Annotated in this window: 10 protein-coding genes; all 10 read right to left on the bottom strand. The window is 57.3% G+C overall.

Annotated features, from left to right (window positions below; genetic code table 11):
- Positions 1-30 precede the first annotated feature (30 nt).
- Complete coding sequence (locus V7Q41_RS04575; protein WP_333843372.1) at positions 31-4,746, bottom strand: glutamate synthase-related protein; 4,716 nt, start codon at positions 4,744-4,746, stop codon at positions 31-33.
- Positions 4,747-4,858: 112 nt separating this feature from the next.
- The gene (locus V7Q41_RS04580; protein ID WP_333843375.1) at positions 4,859-5,569 is read right to left on the bottom strand and encodes a transposase; all 711 of its coding nucleotides are present in this window, start codon (positions 5,567-5,569) and stop codon (positions 4,859-4,861) included.
- 44 nt (positions 5,570-5,613) lie between these two features.
- Positions 5,614-6,486, bottom strand: a complete 873-nt coding sequence (locus tag V7Q41_RS04585) for a class I SAM-dependent methyltransferase (protein ID WP_333843378.1) — start codon at positions 6,484-6,486, stop codon at positions 5,614-5,616.
- An 87-nt stretch (positions 6,487-6,573) separates the two neighbouring features.
- Complete coding sequence (locus V7Q41_RS04590) at positions 6,574-7,146, bottom strand: DUF1415 domain-containing protein (protein ID WP_333843381.1); 573 nt, start codon at positions 7,144-7,146, stop codon at positions 6,574-6,576.
- Complete coding sequence (locus V7Q41_RS04595; RefSeq protein ID WP_333843384.1) at positions 7,143-8,297, bottom strand: deoxyguanosinetriphosphate triphosphohydrolase; 1,155 nt, start codon at positions 8,295-8,297, stop codon at positions 7,143-7,145. The genes V7Q41_RS04590 and V7Q41_RS04595 overlap by 4 nt, the downstream gene beginning before the upstream one ends.
- Before the next feature lie 136 nt (positions 8,298-8,433).
- Positions 8,434-9,534 carry a 3-dehydroquinate synthase gene (aroB, locus tag V7Q41_RS04600; RefSeq protein WP_333843387.1) on the bottom strand — a complete coding sequence of 367 codons (1,101 nt, stop codon included), beginning with the start codon at positions 9,532-9,534 and terminating at the stop codon, positions 8,434-8,436.
- 9 nt (positions 9,535-9,543) lie between these two features.
- Positions 9,544-10,113: a shikimate kinase gene (locus tag V7Q41_RS04605; RefSeq protein WP_333843390.1), complete on the bottom strand. Its 570-nt coding sequence runs from the start codon at positions 10,111-10,113 to the stop codon at positions 9,544-9,546.
- A gap of 8 nt (positions 10,114-10,121) precedes the next feature.
- Positions 10,122-11,684 carry a type IV pilus secretin PilQ gene (locus V7Q41_RS04610; protein ID WP_333843393.1) on the bottom strand — a complete coding sequence of 521 codons (1,563 nt, stop codon included), beginning with the start codon at positions 11,682-11,684 and terminating at the stop codon, positions 10,122-10,124.
- Positions 11,681-12,697, bottom strand: coding sequence for a pilus assembly protein PilP (locus V7Q41_RS04615; protein ID WP_333843396.1), 1,017 nt, complete (start codon positions 12,695-12,697; stop codon positions 11,681-11,683). The genes V7Q41_RS04610 and V7Q41_RS04615 overlap by 4 nt, the downstream gene beginning before the upstream one ends.
- Positions 12,697-13,905: a pilus assembly protein PilM gene (gene pilM / locus V7Q41_RS04620; RefSeq protein WP_333843399.1), complete on the bottom strand. Its 1,209-nt coding sequence runs from the start codon at positions 13,903-13,905 to the stop codon at positions 12,697-12,699. The genes V7Q41_RS04615 and pilM overlap by 1 nt, the downstream gene beginning before the upstream one ends.
- Positions 13,906-13,997: the final 92 nt, after the last annotated feature.

A 13,997-nucleotide genomic window follows, 5' to 3' on the forward strand; every position in this document is an offset into this window, starting at 1 on the left:
GATTCAAATCCTTTTACTCGGGTCTTTGCATTACTTGACGGCGACAGCTTTTGGCGCCGCTGGAGCAGTGGCTTTGGCCGTCTTGGCGGCGTTTAACTCGCCCAATGCGCGCTTGTATTCGTTGGGAAACACTTTGACAAATTTGGCACGTGCGGTGTCCCAGTTGTCCAACAAGTCACGGGCGCGTTTGGAGCCCGTCCAGCGGTGGTGGTCTTCGAGCAACTTCTTGAGTTGCGCTTCGTCGGTTTGGTCACGGTGCCAAATGGCGCGTGGCAAGGTGTCTTCTTGCTGTGCAGCCGTCAACACTTTTTCCATGGAGACCATGGCAGTGTTGCACTTTTTGTGGAACTGACCGTCTTCGTCGTACACATACGCCACGCCGCCGCTCATACCTGCAGCAAAGTTGCGGCCGGTTTTACCCAACACCGCCACCGTACCGCCTGTCATGTATTCGCAACCGTGGTCGCCTGTGCCTTCGACCACAGCAGTCGCGCCTGACAAACGCACAGCAAAGCGCTCGCCAGCCACGCCGCAGAAGAACGCTTCACCACGTGTCGCACCAATCATCACGGTGTTGCCCACGATGATGTTGTTCACCGCGTCGCCACGGAAGTCAATGCTGGGGCGCACCACCACGCGTCCGCCTGAGAGGCCTTTGCCGGTGTAGTCGTTGGCGTCACCAATGAGGTAGAGCGTGATGCCATTGCACAAGAACGCGCCGAACGACTGACCGCCCGTGCCCTCTAATTGGATACGGATGGTGTCGTCAGGCAAACCCTCTGGGTGCACCTTGGTCACAGCGCCAGACAACATCGCACCGACAGAGCGGTTGACGTTGCGAGCCACTTCCATGAATTGCACTTTTTCACCGCGCTCAATGGCAGGCTTGGATTTTTCGATGAGCTTTTGGTCGAGCGCTTTTTCCAAGCCATGATCTTGCACAGCAACGTGGTAGCGAGAAATTTCTGGACCCACTTGTGGCACCGCCAACAAGCGCGTGAAGTCGAGGCCTGAGGCTTTCCAATGCTGGATACCCGCGCGCATGTCGAGCAAGTCGGCGCGTCCAATCATGTCGTCAAACTTCTTGATGCCCAGTTGCGCCATGATCTGGCGCACTTCTTCAGCGATGAAGAAGAAGTAGTTGACAACGTGCTCAGGCTTGCCTGTGAACTTTTTGCGCAACTCGGGGTCTTGAGTAGCCACACCCACGGGGCAGGTGTTTAAGTGGCATTTGCGCATCATGATGCAGCCCTCCACCACCAACGGGGCAGTCGCAAAACCAAACTCGTCAGCGCCGAGCAAAGCACCCACCGCCACGTCGCGACCCGTTTTCATTTGGCCGTCAGCTTGCACACGGATACGGCCGCGCAAGCCGTTCAACACCAAGGTTTGTTGGGTTTCTGCCAAACCGATTTCCCACGGCGAACCTGCATGCTTGATCGATGACCAAGGCGATGCGCCTGTCCCGCCGTCGTGTCCTGCAATCACCACGTGATCGGCCTTGCACTTGGCCACACCTGCGGCAATCGTGCCCACGCCGATTTCGGCCACCAGCTTCACGCTGATGTCCGCATGAGGGGCCACGTTTTTCAAATCATGGATCAGCTGCGCCAAGTCTTCGATGGAATAAATATCGTGGTGAGGCGGAGGAGAAATCAAGCCCACACCAGGCACGCTGTAGCGCAGTTTGCCGATGTACTCCGACACTTTGGAGCCTGGCAACTGGCCGCCTTCACCTGGCTTGGCGCCTTGCGCCATCTTGATCTGAATTTGGTCAGACGATGACAAATATTCGGCCGTGACACCAAAGCGGCCTGAAGCCACTTGCTTGATGCGTGAACGCAAACTGTCGCCTGCATTCAAAGGCATGTCCACTTCCACCACATCGTTGCCGATGATGGATTTGAGAGTGTCGCCTTGCTTGATGGGGATGCCCTTGAGTTCGTTGCGGTAACGTGCGGGGTCTTCACCACCCTCACCCGTGTTGGACTTGCCGCCAATGCGGTTCATTGCCACGGCCAGCGTGGCGTGCGCTTCTGTGGAGATCGAACCAAGCGACATCGCACCTGTGGCAAAGCGTTTGACGATTTCTGTAGCAGGCTCCACCTCGTCCACCGAGATCGCTTTGCTGGGATCAATCTTGAAATCAAACAAACCGCGCAAGGTCAGGTGACGCTTGTTTTGGTCGTTGACGATTTGTGCGTACTCTTTGTAGGTACTGAAGTTGTTCGAACGTGTGCTGTGTTGCAACTTGGCAATCGCATCTGGCGTCCACATGTGCTCTTCGCCACGGGCGCGCCAAGCGTATTCACCGCCAGCATCAAGCATATTGGCCAACACGGGTTTGTCACCAAACGCATCATGGTGCATGCGAATGCCTTCTTCGGCCATCTCGAAAATGCCAATGCCTTCCACGCGGCTCGGTGTGCCAGTGAAATACTTTTGCACGGTTTCGGTGTTGATGCCGATGGCTTCAAACAACTGCGCGCCGCAATAAGACATGTAGGTCGACACGCCCATCTTGGACATGATTTTTGATAGGCCTTTGCCGATGGCTTTGATGTAGTTGTAAGTGGCCTTGTCGGTCGACAAATCTGCTGGCAGATCTTTGTGCAAGTTGGCCAGTGTTTCGAGCGCGAGGTAGGGGTGCACGGCTTCTGCGCCGTAGCCTGCCAGCACGGCAAAGTGGTGCACTTCGCGCGCACTGCCCGTCTCCACCACCAAACCCGCGGTGGTGCGCAAACCTTCGCGCACCAAATGTTGATGAATCGCCGACAAGGCCAACACAGCCGGAATCGCCACTTGGGTGGCGCCTATTGCGCGGTCGCTGATGATGAGGATGTTGTGGCCACCTTTGATGGCGTCCACCGCTTCAGCACACAACGAAGCCAATTTGGCCTCGACGCCTTCGTGGCCCCATGCCAAAGGGTAAGTCATGTCGAGCGTGGCGCTCTTGAACTTGCCATGGGTGTAGAGCTCGATGTCACGCAACTTGGCCATATCGGTGAAGTCCAACACAGGCTGGCTGACTTCCAAACGCATGGGTGGGTTGACTTGGTTGATGTCGAGCAAGTTGGGCTTGGGACCCACGAACGACACCAGCGACATGACAATGGCTTCACGGATCGGGTCGATCGGTGGGTTGGTCACTTGCGCAAACAACTGCTTGAAGTAGTTGTAGAGCGGTTTGTTTTTGCCAGACAGCACGGCCAAGGGGCTGTCATTGCCCATGGAGCCAATGCCTTCTTCGCCGTTGATGGCCATCGGGGCCATCAAGAACTTGATGTCTTCTTGGCTGTAACCAAAGGCTTGTTGACGGTCGAGCAAAGACACATCGCTGGCTTGGGCGGTTTCGCCTTCATGGCGTTTGACATCGTCAAGTTTGATGCGGACGTTTTCAATCCATTGCTTGTAAGGCTTGGTATTGGTGAGGCCTGCTTTGAGCTCTTCATCATCAATCATGCGACCTTGTTCGAGGTCGATCAAGAACATCTTGCCGGGCTGCAAACGCCACTTGCGCACGATCTTGCTCTCTGGCACTGGCAGCACGCCTGACTCCGATGCCATGATGACCATGTCATCGTCGGTGATGCAGTAGCGTGAAGGACGCAAGCCGTTGCGGTCCAAGGTCGCGCCAATTTGGCGACCATCGGTGAACACGATTGAAGCGGGGCCGTCCCACGGCTCCAACATCGCGGCGTGGTATTCGTAAAAGGCCTTGCGGCGCTCGTCCATGGTGCTGTGGTTTTCCCATGGCTCGGGAATCATCATCATCACAGCTTGGCTGATGGGATAGCCTGCCATCGTCATCAATTCGAGGCAGTTGTCGAAGGTAGCGGTGTCTGACTGATCAGCAAAGCTGATGGGGTAGAGCTTTTTGAGGTCGTCACCCAAGACGGGGGAGGACATCACGCCTTCGCGCGCCTTCATCCAGTTGTAGTTGCCTTTGACGGTGTTGATCTCACCGTTGTGCGCCACATAGCGGTAAGGGTGAGCCAGCGGCCATTCTGGGAAGGTGTTGGTCGAGAAGCGTTGGTGCACCAAACCCAGTGCTGACACGCAGCGCTCATCGGTCAAATCGCGGTAATAAGTGCCCACCTGGTCGGCCAGCAACAAGCCTTTGTAAATGATGGTGCGGCTAGACATGCTGGGCACGTAATACTCTTTGCCGTGCTTCAGGTTGAGGTGCTGAATCGCGGCGCTGGCTGTTTTACGGATGACGTAGAGCTTGCGCTCGAGCGCATCCTGCACGATCACGTCGTTACCGCGGCCGATGAAGATTTGGCGGATCACGGGCTCTTTTTCGCGCACACGTGGCGACATGGGCATGTCCAGGTTGACCGGTACATCGCGCCAGCCCAGCAACACTTGGCCTTCGGCTTTGACCGCGCGGTCAAGCTCTTGCTCGCAAGCCAAGCGCGACGCGCTTTCTTTGGGCAAAAACACCATGCCGACGCCGTACTCGCCCATCGGGGGCAAGTGGACCCCTTGTTTGGCCATCTCTTCGCGGTACAAAGCGTCGGGCAATTGAATCAAGATACCTGCCCCGTCGCCCATGAGCGCGTCAGCACCCACGGCACCCCGGTGGTCGAGGTTTTCCAAAATTTTGAGCGCTTGACCCACGATGGCGTGGCTCTTTTGACCCTTGACGTGAGCCACAAAGCCCACGCCACAGGCGTCATGTTCGTTAGAGGGGTCGTACAAACCCTGAGCTTGCAGGTGTGCTTTGTTGGCAGCCGTGGTCATCGCGCATTCCTCAAAAAAATCAGCGGGACAAGAAGAATACTGCATTGCAGCATCCATGCCAAGAAAATTAATTGGGGTCAGAACCCAATTAATTGCTTGTTAATTCTGGGGATTATTTAATGGGGGACGGATCAAAACCCTTGCCAAACGGCCGTCCCGCCTTGGTTTTTACCAAGCGTCGTGCGGTTTGGGCTTGCAAATCGGCCACAAAACGCTCGTCGCCTAGCGCCCAACCGCTGAGCGTGGCGTTGGTCAGTGCACCGAGCTGTTCCGCACTGATGCCCGCCCGCACCAATTCGGCGTATGCCGCCTCACGGGCGAACGGCGTGTTACCCAAGGACCAGCAGAGGGCATGCGGCGTGATAAGCCGATCCGTGCGAAGCCCCGCATAGTGGCCGTAGCTCGACCATGCGTAATCTTCAGGTTGCGCCACCATGTGCGCACGCACGGGGTTGAGGTCGATGTAGGCCATGCATGCCAAAAGATAGCGGTCGGTCTGTATGAGTGTGCAGCGGTAGCGCCCCTCCCATAGCGTGCCAGTGCGCGCATGCATTTTGTTGAATACCTGCACATAGCTTCGGCCCACGGCCTGCATCATTTTGGGCAGGCACTGGTCTTGTTGTGGCGTGAGCAACAAATGCAGATGGTTGCCCATCAACACATAGGCATGAATATCCACCTTGTGCGCGCGGCTGTGCTCGAAAAGCAAATCAAGCATGCGCTGGTAGTCAACGGTGCTGCGAAAAATGTCTTGGCGGTTGTTGCCCCGCAAGATGACGTGATGCGGGTAGCCGGTGACGGTGAGACGAGGGAGGCGGGCCATCTGCTGATGTTAATTGGGATCTGACCCTAATTAATTCCAATTAATTAGGCGGCAATTTTGAATCGCGTCTCGGCCAGCTCTTCCACACCAAACTCCGTCAGCAACGCCTGCAAGCGCTCCGCTGCAGCGCGCTTTTTCTGCCCCGTGTACTTGGCCAAGATGAGCTCGTTTTTCATGCTGTGCTCCCAGCCCACCAGCTCGGTCACGGTCACTTGGTAGCCCATCGCTTCGAGGTACAAACAGCGCAGCACGTTGGTGAGCTGGCTGCCCATCTCGCGCGTGTGCAGCGGGTGACGCCAAAGCTCGGCCAGCGGGGTGCGCTGCAAGTTGAGGGCTTTGTTTTTGTTGAGCGCACGTGCCAGCTCGGCTTGGCAACACGGCACCAGCACCATGTAGTTGGCTTTCTTTTGCAGACCAAACGCCATCGCGTCGTCGGTGGCGGTGTCGCACGCGTGCAGCGCGGTGACCACATCAATCTGGTCAGGCAACGCATCGGTATGCGTGGACTCGGCCACGCTGAGGTTGAGAAACTTCATGCGTTCGAACCCCAAGCGTTGCGCCAGTGCTTGGGAAGACGCGACCAACTCGCTGCGCGTCTCGATGCCGTAAATACTGCCCTTGCCTAGCCCCTTGAAAAACAAGTCGTAAATGATGAAACCCAAATACGACTTACCCGCACCGTGGTCTGCCAAAGTGGGACCTTGCTCGCTGGCAGGGAGTTCTTTCAAGAGCTTGTCGATGAACTGAAACAGGTGATACACCTGCTTGAGCTTGCGACGCGAATCAAGGTTGAGCTTGCCGTCGCGGGTGAGAATGTGCAGCTCTTTGAGCAACTCGATGGACTGTCCGGGGCGCAGGTCAAGTTGCGAACTTGGGTCTTGAGGCTTGGGTGCGACGGCGAGTTTGTGTTTGGACATAGGCTCATTGTGCCGTGGGAGCTCATTACTTCGCAGCCAATCGGCATAGCCGGTGCGCGAAGCAAACGCAAACACGCCTACCGCCAATTAATCCTGAAGACGCGCACGAATCCCCAAAGCCTTCCACCCCGCATGCCCCAACTGATTCAACACCTCAATGTTGCGCTCAAAGATGAGCGACGCATCGGGATAGGCCTCCACCGCTTTGTCAAGGCTGGCTTCGCGCAGCAAGTGCAGTGTGGGGTACGGCGTGCGGTTGGTGAAGTTTTCGATGTCGTCCACCTCCGTGCCGCCAAATTGGTAGTGCGGATGAAAGTCGGCCACTTGCAGCACGCCGTCTAGTGCTAGGTCTAACAGCACGTCGTCGCAGTCGGCCAAGAAATCGTTGAAGTCCAAAAAGTCGGGCAAGGCCTTGGGCGCAATCAGCAGCGTGGTGTCTAGCTTGTCTGGGTCGGCCTCAGCCAAGTGCTGCAACTCTTCGCGCAGCATGGCCAGCACATCGGTAGGTTCGGCTGATGTGCACACGCGGTAGCGCACCATGTCTTTGACCACCACTGCCTTGGCGAAGGGGCACAGGTTGAGGCCCACCACGGCGTCTAGCAGCCACTTTTGGGTGTCTTCGATGGCGGTTGTTTCGAAGTCAGTCATTCGTTCAGTCATGCGGTCAGTCTGGCGTGTTCACGCGTGGCGAAACGGTCGGTCATGCCGGACAAATAGTCGGCCACGGCACGCGGCACGTCGCTGCGCTGGGCATAAGCCGCAGGCATTTCTTGGGGCTTGCCCAAGTAGACGGCAAACAGTTCTTGCACCATGGCGCGAGCGCCGTCGGTGTTTTGCATGACCTGCGGGTGACGGTACAAATTACGAAACAAAAACGACTGAAGCGCTTTCGACTCTTGGTGCATTGCCACGCTGAACTGCACCAGTGCGGGGCACTGACGCGCTTCGTCGACGCTGGTGGGGGCGTGCTGGTCGAGCGCTGCTCGCGTGGCATTGATCACGTCGTACACCTGGTCGCTCAACATGCGGCGAATGGTTTCATAAAGCAAGCGACGGCCTTGCGCATTGGGGTGCTGCGTTTGCAGGTGCGGGTAATCCAACAGCGTTTGTGCTTGGTAGCGCGCAAACAGTGACACGTCTTGTAACTGGTCGAGCGCGAGCAAACCAGAGCGCACGCCGTCATCAATGTCGTGCGCGTTGTAGGCAATGGCATCGGCCAGATTGCACAGCTGCGCTTCTAAGCTCGGCTGCGTGCCGTTTAAAAACCGAGCGGCAACGCCGTTTGGTTCTTGTGCGTTGATGAGTTCGGCATTGCGGCGCGCGCAATGTTTCAAGATGCCCTCGCGGGTTTCGAAGCTCAAGTTGAGTCCGTTGAAGGCGGGGTAGCGCTCTTCCAACTCATCCACCACGCGCAGGCTTTGCAGGTTGTGTTCGAAGCCTCCGTAGGGGGCCATGCATTCGTTGAGCGCGTCTTGGCCAGCATGACCAAAAGGCGTGTGGCCGAGGTCATGCGCCAAGGCAATGGCTTCGACCAAGTCTTCATTCAAATTCAATGCTCGCGCGATGGAGCGTCCCAGCTGCGCCACCTCAAGCGAGTGCGTCATGCGCGTGCGAAACAAGTCGCCTTCGTGGTTCAAGAAAACTTGGGTTTTGTAGACCAAGCGCCTAAAGGCCGTGGAATGAACGATGCGGTCGCGGTCGCGCTGGTGCGGGTTGCGCACGCTGGAGGCGTGAGCTGGCACAGAGGGTTCTGCGTGGCGGCGACCACGAGACTGTTCAGGCTGGCAGGCGTAGGGGGCGAGTTGGATCATTGCTTTTTTTTCTGTGCTCGCTGGCGATATGGGGGATGTGCCGCTTCTTCATGCTGGTCCAGAAATCATCAGCGGCACATCCCCCATACCGCCAGACTGCGAACGGCGTTGTTTCACTCGCCTAGCTTGGCCACTCTTATTTTTCACAGCAGTCGTCGATGACTTGGGCCACCAAGGCATCGGGTGCGCCACGCACGATGGCCGTGCCCGGCTTGTCGATGAGCACGAATTTGATTTCACCGGCTTCGGCTTTTTTGTCCACGCGCATGTGGTGCAGGTAAACATCTGCGCCAAGTTGGGGGCCGACGATGGGCAAGCCAGCGCGCGCAATGAGGGCGGTCAAGCGCGAGACAAACGCTTCGTCCACCAAACCCAAACGTTGCGAGAGATGCGAGGCCATGACCATGCCGCAGCCCACAGCTTCGCCGTGCAGCCACTCGCCAAAGCCCAAACCCGCCTCAATGGCGTGACCAAAGGTGTGGCCGAAATTCAAGATGGCGCGAATCCCGCCTTCGCGTTCGTCTTGGCCCACCACCCACGCTTTGATTTCGCAACTGCGCTTCACAGCGTGCGCCAACGCTTGCGGGTCACGCGCCAGCAGCGCGTCGAGGTGGCTGTCGATCCAATCCAAAAACTGCATGTCGGCGATGGGGCCGTATTTGATGACTTCGGCCAAGCCCGCGCTCATCTCGCGCTGAGGCAAGGTTTGCAGCGTATCTAAGTCGCACACCACGCGGTGCGGCTGGTAGAAGGCGCCAATCATGTTTTTACCAATGGGATGGTTGATAGCCGTTTTGCCGCCAACCGATGAATCGACTTGCGCGAGCAATGTGGTGGGCACTTGCACAAAAGGCACACCCCGCATGTAGCACGCGGCGGCAAAACCAGTCATATCGCCCACCACGCCGCCGCCCAAAGCGAACAGCACGGTTTTGCGGTCTGCACCTTGACCCAACAGCGTGTCAAAAATCAGGTTGAGGGTTTGCCAATCTTTGTGGCTCTCGCCATCAGGCAAGGCCACCGTGTGCACATGCGGGTAAAGCGGCGCGAGGGCGGCTTGCAAACGCTGGGCATAAAGGGGGCCCACGGTGTCGTTGGTCACGATGAGGGCGGCGGAGGCTTTGGGCAAATCGGCCCAGGTGCTGGCGTGACTGAGCAACTGCGCGCCAATCAAAATTGGATAGCTGCGCTCGCCCAATTCAATGGCAACGCGGTCGAGGTGTGGTGTGTGGGACATGGCTCAGGTTCAGTGAGGAGGCGACACGCGTGGACGGTCGGTGGGCGCGGGAGGCGAGACGGGCTTGATGTGCCCAGCGAGTTCAAGCTGCGACACGATCATGTTGACCAAGCCTGCCACATTCGGGCGGCCTGTTTCGATGACGTAATGCGCGGCTGCGCGGTACATGGGGTCACGCGCCTCAAGCAGCTCACGCAGACGGGCTTGGGGGTCGGCCACTTGCAGCAAAGGACGGTTTTGGTCGTTGCGCAAACGACGAAACACCTCTTCGGGGCTGGAGCGCAAATAAAACACATGACCATGTTGGCGCAGGCGTTCACGGTTGATGGGGCGCAGCACCGAGCCGCCGCCAGTGGACAACACGCCTTGGTGGTGGTGGCACAAATCGGCGATCACTTCAGATTCGAGGTCACGAAAGCGGTCTTCCCCTTCGCGTTCGAAATATTCGCGGACCGAACAACCTAAGCGGTTCTCAATCGCGTGATCCGAATCAACAAAGGGGAGGTGAAGTCGTCGCGCCAATTGACGCCCAACGGTCGTTTTGCCAGAACCCGGCAGACCCACCAAAACCAACAACATAGGCTTTCTCAACGTGCAACGGCACTGTGATCTAGCATTTTAGGGGTTATGAAGACCAGCAACTCTTGCTTGGCTTGGGCGGTGCGGCGGTTTTTGAACAAAAAGCCCAGCACGGGAATGTCGCCCAAGAGCGGCACTTTGTACACGTCCTCTTGTTCGCTGGTTTCGTAAATGCCGCCAATCATGACCGTGCCGCCGTTTTCAACCAGCACTTGGGTTTTGATGTGTTTGGTGTCGATGGCAAAACCCGCGGGGGTGATTTGGCCCACGTTGTCCTTTGAAATATCCAAGTCCAATACAATGCCGCCTTCGGGCGTGATTTGCGGGGTAACTTCGAGCTTGAGGTTGGCCTTGCGAAATGCCAAGGTGGATGCGCCGCTGGCCGCCGCCACTTGATAAGGCAATTCAGTGCCTTGCTCAATCACGGCTTTGGCTTGATCGGCCGTGACCACGCGTGGGCTGGACACGACCTTGCCTTTGCCATCGGCCTCAAGTGCTGACAACTCCAGGTTCAGAAAACGGTTCTTGGCCGAATTAAAAATTGACACCGCAAAACTGGCTGAGGCAAAACCATTGAGGCTGGGAGCGGGCAAATTAACAAAGCTGCCTGAGGTGTCTAGCGTTTTGTCGGCCATGTTGAAGCTCGTGGCTTGCTGCGCCGTGGGGTTGGCATTGGCGACAACGTTGACATTCGTCGGGCCCCACACACTTTGAGAGCCACCCTGCCCCATGCCACCCAGACGAACCCCCAACGTTTGGCCAAAGGTGTCGCTGGCTTGCACGATGCGCGCTTCGATCATGACTTGGCGCAGAGGAATGTCGATTTTGGCAATCATTTGCGCCACCTGCTCGATGCGTTCGGCAACGTCTGTGACAAACAGCTGATTGGTTCGCGACTCGGCCATGGCGCTGCCGCGTGCGCTGAGAATGCGCGAACCACCGCCCATGGATGACAGGCCAAAAGGTGCAGAGCCTAAAGGCGGCACGGCGCCTAGGCCCGCGCCACCCATGCCAGCGAAGCCGCCAACACCTCCGTAGCTGCCCATGGCAGGTAAGGCTGGCATCACCGTGCCGCCTTGAATTTGCGTCAATACATCCACCGCCTTGGCGTAATTGAGGAGAAAGCCACGCGTTTGCATGGGTGCTAGATTTTGCGCGGCAAGTTTGCTTTCATACTCCAGCTTTTCACGCGCAGCCACTTCGGCACGTGGGGCGACCCACACCACATTGCCTTGCTGGCGCACACTCAAGCCCTTCGCTTGGGCCATGATGTCCAACACTTGGTCCCAAGGCACTTTGTGCAACTTCAAGGTGAGTGATCCTGTGACGCTGTCTGAGGTGATGATGTTGAGCCCTGTGAAATCAGCCAAGATCTGCAGCGCCGTGCGTACCTCGATGTTTTGAAAATTCATCGACATGGGTGCGCCGATAAATGGGGGCTTGCTCTCTTGGCCTTGCAATGGGGCTGCAAAAGCGCAACAGCAAATCATGAAGCCCCCCTCAACAGCACGGCGCACTGCATTTACCAATGCACCCGTCACCCGCAAGCCATAGAAAAACTGAACACTCATGGAGACGCCTCCTGCAATGGCAAACGTACTTCGCGTGTTTGCCATTGGCCAGCGGCAGTCAAGGCCAACTCTTGCAGCATCAAGTGTTCAGGGCGAACGGCCAACACTTTGCCAAAATCTTGCCCTAGGCGCTGCCCCAACCGCACGCGGTACACACTCATCATGGCGGCTTCTTTCTTGGCGCCCTCAGGCGGCACAACCCGGATCAGCCCTTCCAACTCAGCGCCAGAGGCGATGTGGCCCACGTATTGCAACCGCTCGCGCGGAAAAGCCTCGAGCACATCACGCGCACGCAACAACTCGGGGGCAACCAAACGCAAGTAACTGGGCTGCTGCGCAGCATATGCTCGCTGCGCACTGACCCAAGCTTGTGCATTGAATGGGTCATTTGAATGTGCATTTGCATTTGCATTTGCACTTTCCAAGTTGACCTTGGACAGCTCAAAGGTCGATTCGGTCGACGTCGATTGAGGCGCCACCGCAAGCACTTGTGCCGCGATGCTGCCAGATGCATCAGCCTTGATCTCTAGCGAAGCCACCGTCATGCCTGGCGCAGCAACTGGCCATTGCGCAAGCCAATGGCGCCAGCTATCCCAAGCGCCATGCACTTTGAAGTGCATAGGCAGCTGCTGTATTTGCAACGCATTCAGGGCTGCACTTTGCAGCGGTTTGTCCACACCCTGCTCAGAAAACTGCAGGCCTTGCTGTTGAGCCAACTGGGTAAGCACAGCCGCATCTGCCAGTGGGACGGCAAATGGCTGTTGCTCTTGCAGCAGTTGCGCAGTTTGTGCGTGCAGCGCTTGTATGGCGTCTTGCTGGGCCTGCAACTTTGCTTGCGCTGCATTCGCTTCATCCAACGCTTGCCAGTTGTGCAGCCACCAAGGACTGAGGAGCAACACACCACACACGCCTGCGCCCACAAACAACAGGTTTTGAACCGCACGAGGCCAACACCAAGGCTGATGCCAATCCACATGTTGCACAGACAACTTAAAAATGCTGAGCCACGCCATCACATTCCTCCTTTCAGATCAGCTTCAATGCGGAACTGCCAGACAGGCAAGCCAGTGGTTGAAACCGCGGACGTCAGTTGCGGCAGCTCGGGGGCTTGCACCCAAATGTCTAGCGCCTTGAGTTGCTGCACCAAGTGCTGCGCATGGCCGGGTGTCAAGGCTTCGCCCTGCATCGTCCAACGCGTCCCTTGCTGTTTGACGGTAGACACCCACACACCTTGGGCGCCATGGCTAAGCACTCGGCTCCATTGCAGACTCTGCAACTGCAGGTCTTGACGAACCTTGAGCCAACTTGCTTGCGCTGCACGCCGCTCATCGATGGTTTTGGCGTGGGCATGTGCGCGTTGTGCCTGCGACCATGCACGAGAAGACGATGCGGCATCGGCCAAGTGAGCTTGCTTGGCTTGAGTGGCAGACGCCATCACCACGGCAAAACCTGCGGCCAACACCGCGCCACCCAGGGCACTCAAGGCCACGCCCCAGAAGCATCTGCGGCGCAACACATCCTGAGATGCATCGCGGCGTGGTAAAAAATTGATTCCGTCATCATGCCATGCACGTAAGGCCAAACCCAAGGCCACCTCGCATTGCATGGTCAAAGCCAAACTGGCGATGGGTAAGCCTGCCAAGGCTTGGCATTGCTCTGCTTGGCATTGCTCTTTACGGCGAACAGCATCTTGTCTAGGTTCAATCACCCGCACTTTGAAGCCCGCCGTGTGTGCCACCCGCTGCAAGGCATCGACTTGCGCACGCGGGACAGCTTGCACACAATAGGTTGATTCGTTCATGGTGGCGGTTGTGGTGTCGACGGCGTAATCGATGCACACCTCTGGGGCATGTGGAGGCAACACCGCCTGCACCTCCGCTTGCAGCTGAAACCTCACATCTGCGGGCGACAGGCCAGCCGCCAAAGTGACCATGTGATGCGACACCTGTGCACTGTCTAACCCGATGAAGACCTCGCTAGGCTCGTAGCCACCCGCGTCCAATTGAGAACGCAGCCATTGCCCCAAGGCCACCGACTGCACCACCTCACCCTGCGCCACCAAACCATGAGGAAGTTGCAGCCGCTCAGCGCAGCAAACCCTGTCGGGCTGGCTCTGAGAACCGCTGAGCACCACCCAACTGCATGCCTGTGGACCAATATCAAGCCCAACCACACAAAGACGGTGCGGGCGTGAGCGTGGCAACCATGAAGTCCAGCGCATCAGAGCATCCTTTGATCAAGCTAAAAATGCTTTGAATTTCAACGTTAAAAAAGCGGATTGCGGCGGTGTTTGACTTGACACTTTTGTGATGC

Source organism: Limnohabitans sp. (genome assembly GCF_036804465.1).
Lineage (GTDB): Bacteria > Pseudomonadota > Gammaproteobacteria > Burkholderiales > Burkholderiaceae_C > Limnohabitans.

Excerpts from the sequence above, each read along its gene's own strand:
- V7Q41_RS04575 (WP_333843372.1), bottom strand. The coding sequence starts at position 4,746 with ATGACCACGGCTGCCAACAAAGCACACCTGCAAGCTCAGGGTTTGTAC.
- V7Q41_RS04580 (WP_333843375.1), bottom strand. The coding sequence starts at position 5,569 with ATGGCCCGCCTCCCTCGTCTCACCGTCACCGGCTACCCGCATCACGTC.
- V7Q41_RS04585 (WP_333843378.1), bottom strand. The coding sequence starts at position 6,486 with ATGTCCAAACACAAACTCGCCGTCGCACCCAAGCCTCAAGACCCAAGT.
- V7Q41_RS04590 (WP_333843381.1), bottom strand. The coding sequence starts at position 7,146 with ATGACTGAACGAATGACTGACTTCGAAACAACCGCCATCGAAGACACC.
- V7Q41_RS04595 (WP_333843384.1), bottom strand. The coding sequence starts at position 8,297 with ATGATCCAACTCGCCCCCTACGCCTGCCAGCCTGAACAGTCTCGTGGT.
- aroB (WP_333843387.1), bottom strand. The coding sequence starts at position 9,534 with ATGTCCCACACACCACACCTCGACCGCGTTGCCATTGAATTGGGCGAG.
- V7Q41_RS04605 (WP_333843390.1), bottom strand. The coding sequence starts at position 10,113 with ATGTTGTTGGTTTTGGTGGGTCTGCCGGGTTCTGGCAAAACGACCGTT.
- V7Q41_RS04610 (WP_333843393.1), bottom strand. The coding sequence starts at position 11,684 with ATGAGTGTTCAGTTTTTCTATGGCTTGCGGGTGACGGGTGCATTGGTA.
- V7Q41_RS04615 (WP_333843396.1), bottom strand. The coding sequence starts at position 12,697 with ATGGCGTGGCTCAGCATTTTTAAGTTGTCTGTGCAACATGTGGATTGG.
- pilM (WP_333843399.1), bottom strand. The coding sequence starts at position 13,905 with ATGCGCTGGACTTCATGGTTGCCACGCTCACGCCCGCACCGTCTTTGT.